The organism is Burkholderia sp. PvR073 (genome assembly GCF_054055695.1).
Window position 1 is genome coordinate 159,694 of the sequence record NZ_JBSRXO010000002.1, and the last position, 16,155, is coordinate 175,848.

The 16,155-nt window shown below is 65.6% G+C and carries 14 protein-coding genes and 1 pseudogene; 9 read left to right on the forward strand and 6 right to left on the reverse strand.

Annotated elements, in window-relative coordinates; translation table 11 throughout:
• Positions 1-7: 7 nt before the first annotated feature.
• From ACVK00_RS07845 to ACVK00_RS07855, 3 genes and pseudogenes are all read right to left on the reverse strand, one after another.
• Positions 8-315: pseudogene (locus ACVK00_RS07845) on the reverse strand (SAM-dependent methyltransferase); the annotation flags it as partial.
• On the reverse strand, positions 275-1,474 hold the full coding sequence (locus ACVK00_RS07850) for an MFS transporter (protein ID WP_284895868.1): 1,200 nt from the start codon (positions 1,472-1,474) through the stop codon (positions 275-277). The pseudogene ACVK00_RS07845 and the gene ACVK00_RS07850, both read right to left, overlap by 41 nt.
• Before the next feature lie 723 nt (positions 1,475-2,197).
• Entirely contained in the window at positions 2,198-4,498 is a 2,301-nt protein-coding gene (locus ACVK00_RS07855; protein ID WP_228908276.1) for an NADP-dependent malic enzyme, read from the reverse strand.
• Positions 4,499-4,633: 135 nt separating this feature from the next.
• Between ACVK00_RS07855 and ACVK00_RS07860 the strand changes: the two genes are divergently transcribed.
• The 7 genes from ACVK00_RS07860 (at position 4,634) to ACVK00_RS07890 (ending at position 11,656) form a co-directional block, all read left to right on the forward strand.
• Positions 4,634-5,605 carry a LysR substrate-binding domain-containing protein gene (locus ACVK00_RS07860; RefSeq protein WP_166721821.1) on the forward strand — a complete coding sequence of 324 codons (972 nt, stop codon included), beginning with the start codon at positions 4,634-4,636 and terminating at the stop codon, positions 5,603-5,605.
• Between the two features lie 317 nt (positions 5,606-5,922).
• Positions 5,923-6,876: a choline ABC transporter substrate-binding protein gene (locus ACVK00_RS07865; protein ID WP_228908275.1), complete on the forward strand. Its 954-nt coding sequence runs from the start codon at positions 5,923-5,925 to the stop codon at positions 6,874-6,876.
• Between the two features lie 98 nt (positions 6,877-6,974).
• Entirely contained in the window at positions 6,975-7,904 is a 930-nt protein-coding gene (locus ACVK00_RS07870; RefSeq protein WP_006749513.1) for a BKACE family enzyme, read from the forward strand.
• 89 nt (positions 7,905-7,993) lie between these two features.
• On the forward strand, positions 7,994-8,959 hold the full coding sequence (locus ACVK00_RS07875) for an L-carnitine dehydrogenase (RefSeq protein WP_284895583.1): 966 nt from the start codon (positions 7,994-7,996) through the stop codon (positions 8,957-8,959).
• 6 nt (positions 8,960-8,965) lie between these two features.
• A complete protein-coding gene (locus ACVK00_RS07880) occupies positions 8,966-9,454 on the forward strand; it encodes a thioesterase family protein (RefSeq protein ID WP_126225925.1) in 489 nt (162 codons plus the stop codon).
• 26 nt (positions 9,455-9,480) lie between these two features.
• Positions 9,481-10,437, forward strand: coding sequence for an alpha/beta hydrolase (locus ACVK00_RS07885; protein ID WP_284895580.1), 957 nt, complete (start codon positions 9,481-9,483; stop codon positions 10,435-10,437).
• A 22-nt stretch (positions 10,438-10,459) separates the two neighbouring features.
• Complete coding sequence (locus ACVK00_RS07890; protein WP_284895578.1) at positions 10,460-11,656, forward strand: TauD/TfdA family dioxygenase; 1,197 nt, start codon at positions 10,460-10,462, stop codon at positions 11,654-11,656.
• 193 nt (positions 11,657-11,849) lie between these two features.
• Here the strand turns inward: ACVK00_RS07890 and ACVK00_RS07895 are convergent, their stop codons facing one another.
• The 3 genes from ACVK00_RS07895 to ACVK00_RS07905 form a co-directional block, all read right to left on the reverse strand.
• Positions 11,850-12,152 (reverse strand): DUF4148 domain-containing protein, encoded by a 303-nt coding sequence (locus ACVK00_RS07895; protein WP_228908271.1) that lies wholly within the window; start codon positions 12,150-12,152, stop codon positions 11,850-11,852.
• Between the two features lie 212 nt (positions 12,153-12,364).
• A complete protein-coding gene (locus ACVK00_RS07900) occupies positions 12,365-13,351 on the reverse strand; it encodes an oxidoreductase (protein WP_284895577.1) in 987 nt (328 codons plus the stop codon).
• Positions 13,352-13,517: 166 nt separating this feature from the next.
• Positions 13,518-13,808, reverse strand: coding sequence for a DUF3331 domain-containing protein (locus ACVK00_RS07905; RefSeq protein WP_006749506.1), 291 nt, complete (start codon positions 13,806-13,808; stop codon positions 13,518-13,520).
• Positions 13,809-14,482: 674 nt separating this feature from the next.
• On the opposite strand from ACVK00_RS07905, the gene ACVK00_RS07910 reads away from it, so the two are divergent.
• Both ACVK00_RS07910 and ACVK00_RS07915 read left to right on the forward strand, forming a co-directional pair.
• Positions 14,483-15,247 (forward strand): SDR family oxidoreductase, encoded by a 765-nt coding sequence (locus ACVK00_RS07910; protein ID WP_284895575.1) that lies wholly within the window; start codon positions 14,483-14,485, stop codon positions 15,245-15,247.
• Between the two features lie 46 nt (positions 15,248-15,293).
• The gene (locus ACVK00_RS07915; protein ID WP_284895573.1) at positions 15,294-16,136 is read left to right on the forward strand and encodes an ureidoglycolate lyase; all 843 of its coding nucleotides are present in this window, start codon (positions 15,294-15,296) and stop codon (positions 16,134-16,136) included.
• Positions 16,137-16,155: the final 19 nt, after the last annotated feature.

Here is a 16,155-nt window from a genome sequence, read left to right on the forward strand (position 1 = left end):
GGTGTGATCGGAGCGCGTGAATGTGGCGGTGACCGATGGACGCATTGAAGCGATCGATGGCGACGGGAGAGATGTCGATACCGAAGCTTTCCTTCAATGCGAATTTCCCAGCGAGATGCAGGAGCAGTCGGCCATCGCCACAGCCGAGATCGAGAACACAGTGTCCATCGCGGACAATGGACTCCGCGGCGGCGAAATCACACGTCGCAGAGCCGTCGTCAACTCGGACTCGTCGAATAGCGGCTCGTCGAAGTAGTAGTGACTGATTCTGAGATCAGCCTCCTTTTGTAACCATGCTTGGTCGGTTCTTGACATTCAACGCGATGCCGCATGCGCCGATAATCGCCGTTGCGACTCCCACAATCATGAGAGCCATGCTCACGTGTGCCGTACTGATCATGCCGGCGCTCAGAAAGCCGAGAAACACCGAAGTCTGGATGCAAAATATGTAGGCCGGCATCAGGTTGACACGCCGCTGCGGATCGATCGCCTTCATCATGAAACTCGCCGTGAGTGCGTTCTGGATGCCGTTTGCCGACCCGATCAGAAACGTGGCGCACATGATGGTCCACGCTGCGTCACTCAATGCGAGCCATAAAATGCCGGCGCCGATGATGCCGGCGGCGATGGAGGCACCGGTGGCATCACCGCGCCTCGCAAACAGGCCCGCAAATAGCACGGGACCAACGATCAGACCCACACTCAATGCGCTGATGACGAGTCCATAGATCTCTGCACTGAATTGCAGCTCAGTACGCACTCGAAATATCAGGAGCACATTGAGCGTCGATGTGAGCACGACCGTCATCAATAGCGGAGCGACCGCACGGATCACGCCGGCCGTGCGGAAGAGACCGAGCAGGTCGAGTCTTCCCTTCTGCTTGGCTTGCGAAGAGGCTTGACCGGATTTCGGAATGAAGGAATCCAGCGCCTTGAAACATAACGAAGTGACCGGAGCGGCGACCAACACCAGCAAAGCAAGCAGCAATAGCCCCCGTGAGCGCTCGACCATCCCGTACAGCAAGCCGCCGAGAGCGGGGCCGCCCACATAACCCATGTTCCGCACCGATTGCGTAATCCGATTGATGCGATCGATGTACCGCTCGTCGGTTGTATAGCTCGGAATAGCCACCATGATTGCTGCCCAGAGAAGAGATCCCGTAGATCCGAGCGCCATTGAAACGACGATATAGCTCCAGAACTGGTTGGCCAGGGACGCTGCTGCGATCAGAAGCGCCTGAAGGAGAAATACGGCGGGAATCGTTTGGCAAGGTCCGATCCGCTGGAGGATCATGGGGGCGATCGGGCCGGATAGAATGCCTCCGATGAGACCGGCGGCAAGCAATATCGATACCGATGCAGTATCGTCAGCCAGCCTCAGTGCAAAGCTCACTTGAGCCGCTTCATCCGCGAAGCTGCCAAACGACAGGGAGATGCAGATGAAGACAAGCGCCCATCGACCTGTGATGCCTATCAAAGTGCTCCCCAACGTGCCAGTGAACGTACGTCATGGCGGGTACGCTCGGGTGCCTGCAGCAGGCGTTTGACATAGTTCGCATTTTGCTGAGAATCGTTGCCGGTGGTTTTCACTAAGAGCCTGCCTGCCGAGAAAGTTGCGCCAAATTCACTATCTGTATCGGGAATTTGAAAGAAGGATAAATATAGTCGATCCCCATATATGCGGGGATGCGAGATAAATTTATATAGATAGGCGGAACTTGTCGAGGCGGAGAAGTTAATTTCGTACTTTTACGAAATTGCTATTTTTGGATTTTTTTTTGTCCGATTGCCTGGCAGAAGAGGCGGAGTTTATTTTTTTAATATCGCGGTTGATTGGTAACGGCGGGGTATATGTCTCAATTATTTTGTTCGGGGCGGAGGGCGCACTGGCGGAGTGATGTGGGGAGACTGCGTTGACGATTGAGGGGTGCATGCGCGCGCCCGGCATATCCCCCGGCTGCGCTGCGAAATGTTGCGTTCGCGGTCGCATCGCCCGGATCGCGACTCGCGTGCGCACGCTGTCAGTGAAACGCGTCTGACCGGCGAGCGACGATGAGCCGCGGAGACGGCACGGTGAAGTTTCGCAGCGGTGAACGGTCGATTGTTGGCTCGCCGATCGAACAGACCCGCCCGCCACCGCGCCGCCCGACGGGGTCGGCCGCAGCCGACCCGCGTCAAGCGATTGCATCAACAGCAATCACGCAGCCACGTTCCGATTCGCCTCGATCACCGTCAACGCCGTCATGTTCACGATCCGCCGCACCGTCGCACTCGACGTGAGAATGTTCACCGGTGCATTGACCCCGAGCAGGAACGGTCCCACGGCAACGTTGCTGCCGGCTTCGGTCTTGAGCAGGTTATAGGCGATATTCCCCGCATCGACGTTCGGACACACGAGCAGGTTCGCCGCACCCTTCAGCGGCGACATCGGCAGCAGCCGCGCCCGCAGCCCTTCATCGAGCGCGCAGTCGCCATGCATCTCGCCATCGGCCTCGATATCCGGCGCCTGCGCGCGAATGATCTCCAGCGCCTGCCGCATCTTCACGCCCGAAGCCGCGCTCCCCGAGCCGAAGTTCGACCGCGACAGCAGCGCGGCCTTCGGCGTCAGATTCAGCCACTCCATCTGCCGCGCCGCGGCGATCGTGAATTCCGCGATCTGCTCCGCATCGGGGTTGTCGTTGACGTGCGTATCCACCAGCGCGACCGTCCGCTGATTGAGCAGCAGGATATTCATCGCCGCGTAGGTCGACGCATCGGGCTTCCTGCCGATCACTTCGTCCACGAACCGCAGGTGGTTGTGATATTCACCGACCGTCCCGCAGATCATCCCGTCCGCATCGCCGAGCCGCACCATCATCGCGCCGATCAGCGTCAGGCGACGCCGCATTTCGACCCGCGCCATTTCCTTCGAAATGCCGTCGCGGCAGCGCAGTTCCCAGTACGTCGTCCAGTATTGCGGGAAGCGCTCGTCATATTCCGGATTGGTCACCTCGACATCCTGACCGAGTCGCAGGCGCAGGCCGAACCGCTCGATACGCGCCAGCAGCACCTCCGGACGGCCGACCAGGATCGGACGCGCGAGCTTCTCGTCGACGATGACCTGCACCGCGCGCAGCACGCGCTCGTCCTCGCCTTCGGTGAACACGATGCGTGCCTTGCCGCCGTCACGCACGAGCTGGCGCGCGGTCGCGAACAGCGGCTTCATGAACGCGCCCGAGTGGTAGACGAACTGCTGCAGCTGCTCGACATACGCGTCGAGATCCTCGAGCGGACGCGTCGCCACGCCGCCTTCGATCGCCGCCTTGGCCACGGCCGGTGCGATACGGACGATCAGGCGCGGATCGAATGGCTTCGGAATCAGGTATTGCGGACCGAACGACACTTCGTCGCCACCATAGGCCGCCGCGACGACGTCGTTCTGCTCTTCCTCCGCGAGGCCGGCAATTGCGTGAACCGCGGCAATTTCCATTTCGCGGGTGATCGTCGTTGCGCCCACATCCAGTGCGCCGCGGAAAATGTACGGGAAGCACAGGACGTTGTTGACCTGGTTCGGGAAATCCGAGCGGCCCGTCGCGATCACGACATCGTCGCGCGTGGCGTGCGCCAGTTCCGGGAAGATTTCCGGCGTCGGATTGGCCAGCGCGAGAATCAGCGGCCGCGCGGCCATCGCCTTCAGCATGTCCGCGCTCAGGATGCCGCCGACCGACAGCCCGAGGAACACGTCGGCGCCGCCGATCACGTCGGCCAGCGTGCGCGCGTCGGTTGGCTGCGCGAAGCGTTCCTTGGCCGGATCCATCAGCGTGGTGCGGCCGCGATAGACGACGCCTTCGATATCCGTCGCCCAGATGTTCGCGACCGGCAGCCCGAGGTCGACCAGCAGGTCCAGACAGGCCAGCGCCGCGGCGCCGGCGCCCGACGTCACGACCTTCACCTCCGAAATCGACTTCCCGACCACCTTCAGCCCGTTGATGAACGCGGCGGCGACGGTGATGGCGGTGCCATGCTGGTCGTCGTGGAAGACGGGAATCTTCATGCGCTCGCGCAGCTTGCGCTCGACCGTGAAGCATTCCGGCGCCTTGATGTCCTCGAGGTTGATCCCGCCGAACGTGGGCTCCAGGCCCGCGATGATGTCGACGAGCTTGTCCGGATCGGTCTCGTTGATCTCGATGTCGAACACGTCGATGCCCGCGAACTTCTTGAACAGCACGGCCTTGCCTTCCATGACCGGCTTCGACGCGAGCGCGCCGATGTTGCCCAGACCCAGCACGGCGGTGCCGTTGGTGATCACGCCCACCAGATTCCCGCGGCTCGTGAAGCGGCGCGCCTGCAGCGGATCGGCGGCGATCGCCTCGCACACGCTGGCGACGCCGGGCGTGTAGGCGAGCGCGAGATCGCGCTGCGTCACGAGCGGCTTGCTGGCGACGACCGAGATCTTCCCCGGGGTCGGAAACTCGTGATAGTCGTACGCGGCCTGCTGCTGGGTCTCTGTCTGTTTCATGTTTTTTGGGTCCGGGCGTGCGCGCCAGGCCAGTCCCGACGCGATCCATGGAGGATTCTAGGGATCAGCCATAAGGAGATGATTCTGTTTTAATATCGGTCCATCACTTTTTCATGATGGGTGCGTGGCCGGGCGATGACATTCGACGCGAACGACGTGGTCAGGCGGCTCGGCGCGCGCCTGAAGATGCGGCATCTGATGCTGTTGCTGCAGATCCAGCAGCACGGGTCGCTGACGCGCGTCGCCGAGCACATGGCCAGCAGCCAGCCTGCCGTGACGAACGCGCTGTCCGAGCTGGAAAGCATGTTCGGCACGCCGCTGTTCGAGCGCACGTCACGCGGGATGCGCCCGACCGCGCTCGGTTCGGTCGTGCTCGAACGGGCCACGGCGATGCTGAAGGATCTCGACCATCTCGCCCGCGAGATGGAGGCGGTCGCGGCCGGCCATGCGGCGCATCTGCATATCGGCGTGATTCCGTTTATTTCGGGACAGATGCTGTCGGCCGCGCTCAAGCGTCTGCAATCCCGGATGGAACGGCGCCTGACCGTGACGATCCACGAAGGCACCAGCGACCAGTTGCTGCTGCAGCTCAAGGACCACAGTGTCGACCTGGTGATCGGGCGGGCGTCGTCGGCGATCGACCTGGGGCAGGTGTCCTTTGAAGTGCTGTACCAGCAACAGCCGCGGATGATCGCGAGCCGGCGTCTTGCGGCGAAACTGGCCCGCACAAAGCTCGACTGGCAGAAGCTGCACGCGCTGGACTGGATCCTCGGCGCGCCGCATACGCCAATGCGGGAGCAGGTGACCGACTTGTTCCTGTCGGCGGGCATCGCGCCGCCCGTGCCGATCGTCGAAAGCTACTCGTCGAAGCTGATCGGCGAGATGATCGCGTCGAGCGACGACGCGGTATCGATCGTGCCGGCCGATATCGCGGAAGAAATGGTGCGCATCGCCGGCGTCGCGATCGTGCCTTACTCGCTGGTCTGGACGCTGCCGCCCATCGCGCTGTTCACCCGCGCCGGCGAATCGCATGCGCCGACGCGGGATTTGCTGGTTCAGGCATTGCGCGAGATTTGCCGGGAAACCTACGTCGAAGTGCCGCGATAGCGCTTCGGGAGGCGGTTCCCGCCCGCAGGGGCGGAAAACCGCATCGCGCCGCGCGAGCGCCGTCGGCAACGCACGTCCGGCCTACTTTCCACGCCGCATCCGGACAAACCTCTTTTCTCCTGGATTCGCCCGAAACCCTCGCGGCACAAGCCCCTGCACGCGCGTAGTGGTTTCCACCCATAGTCGCAAACAGTCAAGAACAGGTCGCCGGCGGTCTTCCCGCGGCCAATATGGCTCGTTACTTTTACTCCCACGATGCAGGCCGGGACGCACACCGCGAACCCGTCGGACATCGGTCCAATCGGGAGGGAGAAACCATGAAGTCGACAAAGATCGCCGCGTTCGTCGCGGCCGTGCTGGCGACCGGCGCGTTCGCGACCGCGGCGCAGGCCGAAACGGATGCCGCGACTTGCCGCAACGTACGCTTCGCGGATATCGGCTGGACCGACATCACGTCCACGACGGCGCTCGCCTCGACGGTGTTCGAGGGGCTCGGCTACAAGCCGACGACGACGATTGCATCGGTGCCGATCTCGTTCGCCGGCCTGAAGAGCAAGCAGCTCGACGTGTCGCTCGGCTACTGGTGGCCGGTGCAGCAAAAGCAGCTCCAGCCGTTCCTCGACAACAAGTCGATCAACGTGGTCGAGCCGCCGAACCTGTCGGGCGCGAAGGCGACGCTCGCGGTGCCGAGCTATGAATACCAGGCCGGCCTGAAGACCTTCGAGGACATCGCGAAACACCGCGCCGAGCTCGACGGCAAGATCTACGGGATCGAGCCGGGCAGCAGCGCGAACGCGACGATCCAGAAGATGATCGACACGAACCAGTACGGCCTCGGCGGCTTCAAGCTGGTCGAGTCGAGCGAGGCGGGGATGCTCGTGACGGTCGAGCGCGCGATCCGCGAGAAGAAGTGGGTGGTCTTCCTCGGCTGGGAACCGCATCCGATGAACATCCAGATCAGCATGAACTACCTGTCCGGCGGCGATGCGTCCTTCGGCCCGAACTATGGCGAAGCACGCGTGTACACGCTGACGGCGCCCGACTTCATCTCGCGCTGCCCGAACGCGGGCAAGCTCGTCGAGAACCTGCGCTTCTCGACGCAGCTCGAGAACCAGCTGATGCAGTCGGTGATGAACAAGACGAAGCCGGCCGAGGCCGCGAAGGCGTACCTGAAGAAGAATCCGCAGGTGCTCGATGCGTGGCTCGCCGGCGTCAAGACGTTCGACGGCAAGGACGGCTTGCCTGCCGTGAAGGCCTATCTCGGCCTGTAACGGCTCGCGCGCCCGATGCATGCGGCGCGCGGCGACGAATCATCTGTAGTACGACACAAATCGAGCGACACAATCCGAATCAAGCGAGGGCAGTCAGCATGAACCACGAAGTCATCATCACCTGCGCGGTCACCGGCGCAGGCGATACGGTCGGCAAGCATCCGGCGATTCCGGTCACGCCGAAGGAAATCGCGTCCGCCGCGATCGAAGCCGCGAAGGCCGGCGCGACGGTGGCGCACTGCCATGTCCGCGATCCGCAGACGGGCCGCGGCAGCCGCGATCCGAACCTGTACCGCGAAGTGGTCGACCGGATCCGCTCGGCCGACGTCGACGTGATCATCAACCTGACGGCTGGCATGGGCGGCGATCTGGAAATCGGCCCGGGCGAGGACCCGATGCGCTTCGGCAAGGGCACCGACCTCGTCGGCGGCCTCACGCGCCTCGCGCACGTCGAGGAACTGCTGCCGGAGATCTGCACGCTGGATTGCGGCACGCTGAATTTCGGCGACGGCGACTACATCTACGTGTCGACGCCCGCGCAACTGCGCGCGGGTGCCAAGCGCATCCAGGAACTCGGCGTGAAGCCGGAGCTGGAAATCTTCGATACGGGCCATCTGTGGTTCGCGAAGCAATTGCTGAAGGAAGGGCTGCTCGACGATCCGCCGCTGTTCCAGCTGTGCCTCGGCATTCCGTGGGGCGCACCGGCCGACACCGGCACGATGAAGGCGATGGTCGACAACCTGCCGCCGGGCGCGCACTGGGCCGGCTTCGGGATCGGCCGCATGCAGATGCCGATGGTCGCGCAGGCGATGCTGCTCGGCGGTCACGTGCGCGTCGGCCTCGAAGACAACATCTGGCTCGACCGCGGCGTGCATGCGACCAACGGCACGCTCGTCGAGCGCGCGCGGGAAATCATCGAGCGGCTCGGCGCCCGCGTGCTGACGCCGGCCGAAGGGCGTCGCAAGCTCGGCCTGCCGGCGCGCGGCGAGCGTCTGCTCGAACGCCGCGCGGCGACCGAATTCGCGTGAGCCTCGACGGCTGATTCAGTGATGCATTGCGGCGGCACGCACGAGGGCGGCCGCCGTCCGATTCCCCTCGATTTGAAGGATGCGTGGACATGGCTGTGAAGACCGACATCAAGACGTTCGCCGCGATCGGCACCGGCGTGATCGGCGGCGGATGGATTTGCCGTGCGCTCGCGCACGGTCTCGACGTGGTCGTGTGGGACCCGGCGCCGGGCGCGCAGGAGCGGCTGCGCGCGACCGTCGCGAATGCGTGGCCCGCGCTCGAACGCGTCGGCCTCGCGCCGGGCGCGGATCCCGCGCGGCTGCGCTTTGCGGCGACGATCGAGGCCTGCGTCGCCGACGCGGACTTCATCCAGGAAAGCGCGCCCGAGCGCGAGGCGCTGAAACTCGAACTGCACGAACAGATCAGCCGCGCGGCGAAGCCCGACGCGATCATCGCATCGTCGACGTCGGGGCTGCTGCCGACCGACTTCTACGCACGTGCGACGCATCCGGAGCGCTGCGTGGTCGGCCACCCGTTCAATCCGGTCTACCTGCTGCCGCTCGTCGAGGTGCTCGGCGGCGCGCGCACGTCGCCGGAAGCGGTCGAAGTGGCGATGGAGATCTATCGCAAGCTCGGCATGCGGCCGCTGCACGTGCGCAAGGAGGTGCCGGGCTTCATCGCGGACCGGCTGCTCGAGGCGTTGTGGCGCGAAGCGTTGCATCTCGTCAACGAAGGCGTTGCGACGACCGGCGAGATCGACGATGCGATCCGCTTCGGCGCGGGCATCCGCTGGTCGTTCATGGGCACGTTCCTGACCTATACGCTGGCCGGCGGCGACGCGGGCATGCGACACTTCATGCAGCAGTTCGGCCCCGCGCTCGAACTGCCGTGGACGAAGCTGGTCGCGCCGACGCTGACCGACGAACTGATCGACAGCGTCGTCGCAGGCACGAGCGAACAGCAGGGCACGCGCAGCATCAAGGCGCTCGAACGCTATCGCGACGAGTGCATTACCGAGGTGCTGAAGGCGATCGCCGCGGTAAAGGCGCGGCACGGAATGCGATTCGAGGACTGATTGAACATGACCGGCGATACCCCGCTGACGATATACCGCGACGTCGTGCGGCCCGAGTGGGTCGACTACAACGGCCATCTGCGCGACGCGTTCTATCTGCTGATCTTCAGTTTCGCGACCGATGCGCTGCTGGAGCGCATCGGTCTCGACGACGCCGCGCGTCGCGAGCGGGGCCGTTCGGTCTATACGCTCGAAGCGCACGTGAACTATCTGCAGGAGATCAAGGAAGGCACGCGCGTGCGCGTCGATGCGCGGGTGTTCGCGCACGACGCGAAGCGGCTGCACCTCTATCTCGAACTGTTCGCTGACGGGCATGACGGCGCGGTGTCGGCGAGCGAGCAGATGCTGCTGCACGTCGACACGCGCGGCGGCGCGAAATCGGCGCCGTTCGACGACGACGTCGCCGCGCGCGTGGCCGAACTGCATGCGTTGCAGCGCGATTGCGCGGCACCTGCATATGCGGGCCGCGTGATCGGCCTGCCGCCGCGCCGCTAGCGCCGGCGACGACGGGGGCGCGCACGATGCTCGAACCGGAAATCGCGGCGTTCGTATCGGCTGTCGACGCGGCGTATCCGGCCGGCGCGGCGGGGCGCTCGCCCGACGAGCAACGCCGCCTCTACGATCGTTTCGCGGCCGCATGGACGCCCGCCGAATTGCCGCCCGACATCGCGCAACGCGATGCGGTGTGGCACGCACCGGACGGCCACGCGATCGCGCTGCGGCGCTACGCGCCGGCTCACGGCGAACCGCGCGGCACCGTGCTGTTCTTTCATGGCGGCGGGTTCGTCGTCGGCTCGCTCGACAGTCACGCGCTGATCACCGCGCAACTGGCGGCCGACACGGGGCTGGCCGTGATCGCGGTCGATTACCGGCTCGCGCCCGAGCATCGCGCGCCGGCCGCGCTCGCGGATTGCCTGGCCGTCACGCGAGCCGCGCGCGATGCGTGCTGGTCGTTCGGCTCGTGCGCGCGACCGCTGACGCTCGCGGGCGACAGCGCGGGCGGCAATCTCGCGGCCGCCGTCGCGACCGCGCTGCGCGATGCAGGCGAAGGCGGTATCGACGGGATCGCACTCGTGTATCCGATGCTCGGCATCGAACCGCAATCGCCGGCGCGCGAAACGCAAGCGCACGCGCCGATGCTGACGCTCGACGACGTCCATCGCTATCGCGCGTTGTACTGGGGCGCGGAACAACACATTGCGCCGGGCGATGGCGATCCGCTGCTGCGTGCATCGGTGCCGCTCGCGGCGTCGCGTTTCGACGGGCTGCCGCCCGTGCTCGCGATCGGCGCGGAACACGATCCGTTGCGCGACGATGCGCGTGTGTACGTCGAACGGATTTGCGCGGCCGGGGGCGCCGCGCGTTACTGGATGGGGAAGGGGCTGGTGCACGGCTGCTGGCGCGCGCTCGGAACGAGCCCGCAGGCGGCGCGGATGCACCGGATGGTCGGCGAGTTTCTGCTCGCACCACATGCGTAGCGGGCGTTTCCGGGAGGCAACGATGCAGGCAGCGCAACACCGTATCGAGGACTGGCGGACTTTCTCCGTCGATGCAGCCATTGCGGCGGCGACGATCGGCGATGGCGCGGTGGACGTCGAATGGAGCGACACGCGACGATCGCCGTTTCACTTCGACTGGTTGCGCGACAACTGCGCGTGTTCCGCGTGCGTGCATGCGGTCACGCGCGAACAGGTGTTCGAGATCGCCGACGCGCGCGAGGATCTGTCGGCGCGCGTCGTGCATGTCGAAACGGACGGCGCGCTGCACGTCGAGTGGAACGACGGGCATCGCAGTACCTGGTCGCCGAGATGGTTGCGCGCGCATGCGTACGACGATGCGTCGCGCGCGGAGCGTCAGGCCGCGCACGGGCGGCACGTGTGGACCGGCGACGACGCGACGGCGATCGGCGTGTTCGCATGGCGTGACGTGATGGAGGACGACGGCGCGTTGCTTGCGTGGCTCGCCGCGTTGCAGCGCACGGGGCTGACGCTCGTCGAGGGTGTGCCGGCCGAACGCGGCCGGGTCGACCAGATCGCGCGTCGTATCGGCCTGATTCGCGAAAGCAATTTCGGCGTGCTGTTCGACGTCGAATCGAAGCCGCGACCGGACAGCAACGCCTATACGTCGCTCAACCTGCCGCCGCACACCGACCTGCCGACGCGCGAATTGCAGCCGGGCGTGCAGTTCCTGCATTGCCTCGCGAACGACGCAACGGGCGGAGACAGCGTCTTCCTCGACGGCTTCGCGCTCGCGGATGCGCTGCGGCGCGAATATCCGACCGATTTCGGGCACCTTGCCTCGACACCGTTCGAGTTCTGGAACAAGAGTGCGGACAGTGACTACCGCTGTTCGGCGCCGGTGATCGGGCTCGATGCGCGCGGCAACGTGACCGAGGTGCGCGTCGCGAACTTCCTGCGCGGGCCGCTCGATGCGCCTGCCGATGCGGTGGTGGCTGTCTATCGTGCATACCGGCGTTTTCTCGCGCTCGCGCGCGAGCCGCGCTTTCGCGTGCAGCGCCGGCTGCGGGCCGGCGACATGTGGGCGTTCGACAACCGGCGCGTGCTGCACGCGCGCACCGAGTTCGATCCGTCGACGGGCCGCCGCCATCTGCAGGGATGTTACGTCGATCGCGACGAACTGCTGTCGCGGTGGCGGGTGCTGTCACGGACGGTGCCTGCGGCAGCCGCGGCGCGCTGATCGGCGCATACCGCTTCGTTACGCCTACCTCGCCGGGGAAAAAGCGCCCGGACGCAACGCGCCCGGGCGAAGCCACCCGCTACCGGGCGGCGGAGGTATGCATTGCACAAAAAAAGACGAGCCCGCAAGACGGGCTCGTCCGGATCCAGCTTCATCGCGCGATGCGCGGTGCGCCCGCCGGGGGCGCGTCGGCTTACTGGCCGAAGAAGACCGAGTCGCGAGCGTTCGACGACGCTGCGGCAACCGGTGCGCCGGAGTGGACGACCGGAGCCGGTTGTGCGCCGTAGCCGCTGGCATCGGCACCATGAACACGCGCTTCCGCCGACTGGATGTCGTTCGGGTAGTACGGGCTCGACACGCCCGGCTTGTAGCCGGCTTGTTCGAGCTGGACGAGTTCGTTGCGCACTTGTGCGCGCGTCACGGTGCTTTGTGCGAAAGCGCTGAACGAAGCGGACAGGGCGACAGCGGCAACGACTGCGGAAACGAGCGATTTCATGATGACCTCCGGTGTTTTATTGGCTTCGCTGTCGACACCATGTCTGCAGCGATTGACTAAATCTTAGTCACCGGGTGGTTCAGGGTAAACGCCGATTTTGACGATAAATTGTTTCCTGGCTGGTAACAGTGGCGCGGCGAATCAGGCTTTCATCGGCCTTTCGTTTCCGTAAATGCAATAAGTATGAAGAATAGCGACCAGAAGTGCGCAATTCAGCGCACTTCGGCCGTCGTATCGAACGGCGTGCCCGGCGGCCGGCCGGCGGGTGCGCCCGAGCTCAGGAAACGCACGCCCGTCGCGGCCTCCGACGCTTCCCACAGCAGTGCCGCCACGGCCACGTCGCGCGCCGCGCGCGGCACGCTCGCGGGCGCCGGCAGGCCGCGCGACTCGAACCAGCCGGACGGTCCGATGTACGCGCCGCCGGTGAGCTCGGGTGACGTCGCCGCGTGGATCGCGGGCAACGCGCCCTGATCGGCCGGTTGCGCGAGATAACGGTTTGCCGCGCGCATCAGCGCGGCGCGGGTGGGCGAACTGTCCATCGCGGGGCCCGCGAACTGCAGGTTGGTCGCCGCGTAGCCGGGATGCGCGGCGACGCTGATTCCCGCGAACGCCGCGCGCTGGAAGCGGCGCTGCAGCTCGATCGCGAACACGAGGTTCGCGAGCTTGCTGTCGCAGTAGGCGAGATAACGGTTGTAGCGGTGCTCGGCCCGCAGGTCGTCGACGCGAATCCGACCGCCGCGGTTGAAGCCGCTCGACATCGTCACGACGCGCGCCCGCCGCGCGGCGGACAGCGCCGGCAGCAGATGGCCGGTCAGCGCGAAATGGCCGAGGTGGTTGGTGCCGAACTGCATCTCGAAGCCGTCGTGCGTGTGCCGCAGCGGCAGGAACATCACGCCGGCGTTGTTGCAGAGGATGTCGACGCGGCCGTGGCGCGCGGAAATGTCGGCGGCGAAGCGCCGGATCGACGCGAGATCGGCGAGGTCGAGCGGATCGACTTCAACCCGTGCCGCAGGATGGAGCCGGCGGATCGCATCCGCGGCTTGCGCGGCGCGCCCGGCATCGCGGCAGCCCATCACGACGGTCGCGCCCTTGGCGGCCAGCGTTTCCGCGATCTGCCAGCCGAGACCGCTGTTGGCGCCGGTCACGACCGCGACCTTGCCGCCTTGCGCCAGGACGTGGCGCGCGCTCCATGCATGCATGTCTGTCTCCATCGGCGTGGCCGATGCGCCACGACGCGTAATCGTTACATTGAGTGGTGTAACGATAGTCCGCGCAGGCGGGGCAGACAAGCGGGGGAATTAGACCGGCGCTTCTAGGGCGGCCCTGCGTATCACGCAGCCAGCCCTGGCACGCGGCGGGCGGACCTTAGCGGCTGCCCGCCAGAGCCAGTACTTCCGCGGCGGAGATCATCGCGGCCGCGTTCGCGGGGGCCGGGCGCTCGGCCGGGCGGAATACTTCGTCGCCGCGCTGGATGACCTGACGCGACAGTGCGCAGGTGCCGGTGCGCTGCGCGAAGCGGCGCCGCCAGCGCTGTTCGCCGTAATGACAGCGGCCGGGTTCGACCCAGCGGACGACGAGCAGCGTATCGGAACGTTCGAGAATTTCGACGTGGACGTCGGCGGGATCGAGCGCAGGCAGGGATTTCGAGGCCTTCATTTTGCCGTTTCCTAAAACTCGTGCGGTGCGGCTGTGGCAGTGGATGTCACTACCCGCGGGCGCATCCGTAGCGGTTTCCATGAGTGGTGCGGTAAATGTAAGCGTCTGTGACCGGAAAAAACATCCTGTCTGGCTCAAATTACCTTTTGCCGAATCAGAAACAATCGACGCGCATTTTCTTGAAAAAGCAGCGACAAAAGCGCCCCGGACGCGAACGTCCGGGGCGAAAAATCGGGCCGCGCCACCGTGTCTGCTCGCTCAGTCACGTGGACACCGCGGGGGACGGAGGTGCCCGTCAGGGATCGGCGACGGGCGGGTGCGGTGTACCGGGAAGCGCGGTCCGGCAACACCATGATCGCGCGCGCACCCGGTTAGGACCCTGACGTGAACATGACTTTTTTGTCAGTTTCGCCCGGCCGTCGCGTGGTGCGGGCCTCGGCAATCGCCGCAAACCCGCGCCGGTATTGGCTTCGCGCGACGAGCGGCCGATCGCCGGCATCTGCAAAAGCGCCGCCGCACCAACCGGCTTCACCCCTTCGCCCCCATTCTCCCGCTCGGGAAAATACTGAATCGCGCGCTCGTGACAAATCCCGAATCTGTTCCTATGATTGGTTGGACCTTTAGTCCTTTGTGCCAATCGATCGGCTCGGCCGACTTCCACAGGAGAAGTGCTCATGAGATTGCAGGGCAAGCGTGCGCTGGTGACGGCGGCCGGGCAGGGTATCGGCCGCGCGACCGCGCTGCGGTTCGCAAGCGAGGGCGCCGACGTGCTGGCGACCGACATCAACGAAGCCGCGCTCGCGCAACTCGCGGCCGACGCCGAACGCGCGGGCGGCCGCCTGGCGACGCGGCGGCTCGACGTGACCGACGCGGGCGACGTCGCGGCACTCGCCGCGCAGGAGCACGCGTTCGACGTGCTGTTCAACTGCGCCGGCTATGTGCACCACGGCTCGATCCTCGACTGCGACGACGCCGCATGGGCGTTCTCGCTGAACCTGAACGTCACGTCGATGTACCGGCTGATCCGCGCGCTGTTGCCGGCGATGCTGGAAGCCGGCGGCGCGTCGATCATCAACATGGCGTCGGCCGCGTCGAGCGTGAAGGGCGTGCCGAACCGCTTCGTCTACGGCACGACCAAGGCGGCCGTGATCGGCCTGACCAAGGCGGTTGCCGCCGATTTCGTCGAGCAGCGCATTCGCTGCAACGCGATCTGCCCGGGCACGATCGAGTCGCCGTCGCTGGAACAGCGGATCGCCGAACAGGCGCGCACGCGCCAGGTGTCGACCGACACGGTGCGCCAGGCGTTCGTCGCGCGGCAGCCGATGGGCCGTATCGGCACCGCGGATGAAGTCGCCGCGCTCGCGCTGTATCTGGCGTCCGACGAAGCGTCGTTCACGACCGGCGCGATTCACCTGATCGATGGCGGCTGGTCAAACTGACCGCGCTCCACGCTCCCCATTCACTTTCCGATTCCATTCAGACGACATGAAACTGCTGAGATTTGGCGACAAACACCATGAGAAACCGGGCCTGCTCGACGCGCAGGGAACGATCCGCGACCTGTCGGGCGTGATCGACGATATCGCCGGCGACGCGCTGACGCCCGCGTCGCTCGCACGGCTGCGCGACATCGACCCGTCGTCGTTGCCGCGCGTCGAAGGCACGCCGCGGCTCGGCGCGTGCGTCGGCCGCGTCGGCAAGTTCATCTGCATCGGGCTCAATTATTCCGACCATGCGGCCGAATCGGGCATGGACGTCCCGAAGGAGCCGGTCGTGTTCGGCAAATGGACGAGCGCGATTTCGGGGCCGAACGACGACGTCGAGATTCCGCGCGGCTCGGAGAAGACCGACTGGGAAGTCGAGCTCGGTGTCGTGATCGGCCAGGGCGGCCGCTATATCGACGAAGCCGACGCGCTGTCGCACGTCGCCGGCTACTGCGTGGTGAACGACGTGTCGGAGCGCGAATACCAGCTCGAGCGCGGCGGCACGTGGGACAAGGGCAAGGGCAACGACACGTTCGGCCCGCTCGGCCCGTGGCTCGTGACAGCCGACGAGGTGCCCGATCCGCACGCGCTGCGACTGTGGCTGGACGTGGACGGCCATCGCTACCAGAACGGCACGACCGCGACGATGGTGTTCCGCGTGCCGCACCTGATCAGCTACCTGAGCCGCTTCATGAGCCTGCAGCCGGGCGACGTGATCTCGACCGGCACGCCGCCGGGCGTCGGGCTCGGCCAGAAGCCGCCCGTCTATCTGCGCGCCGGGCAGGTGATCACGCTCGGCATCGACGGGCTCGGCGAGCAGCGCCAGCGCACCGTGCAGGCCTGATTTCCTTTAACGGACCGTT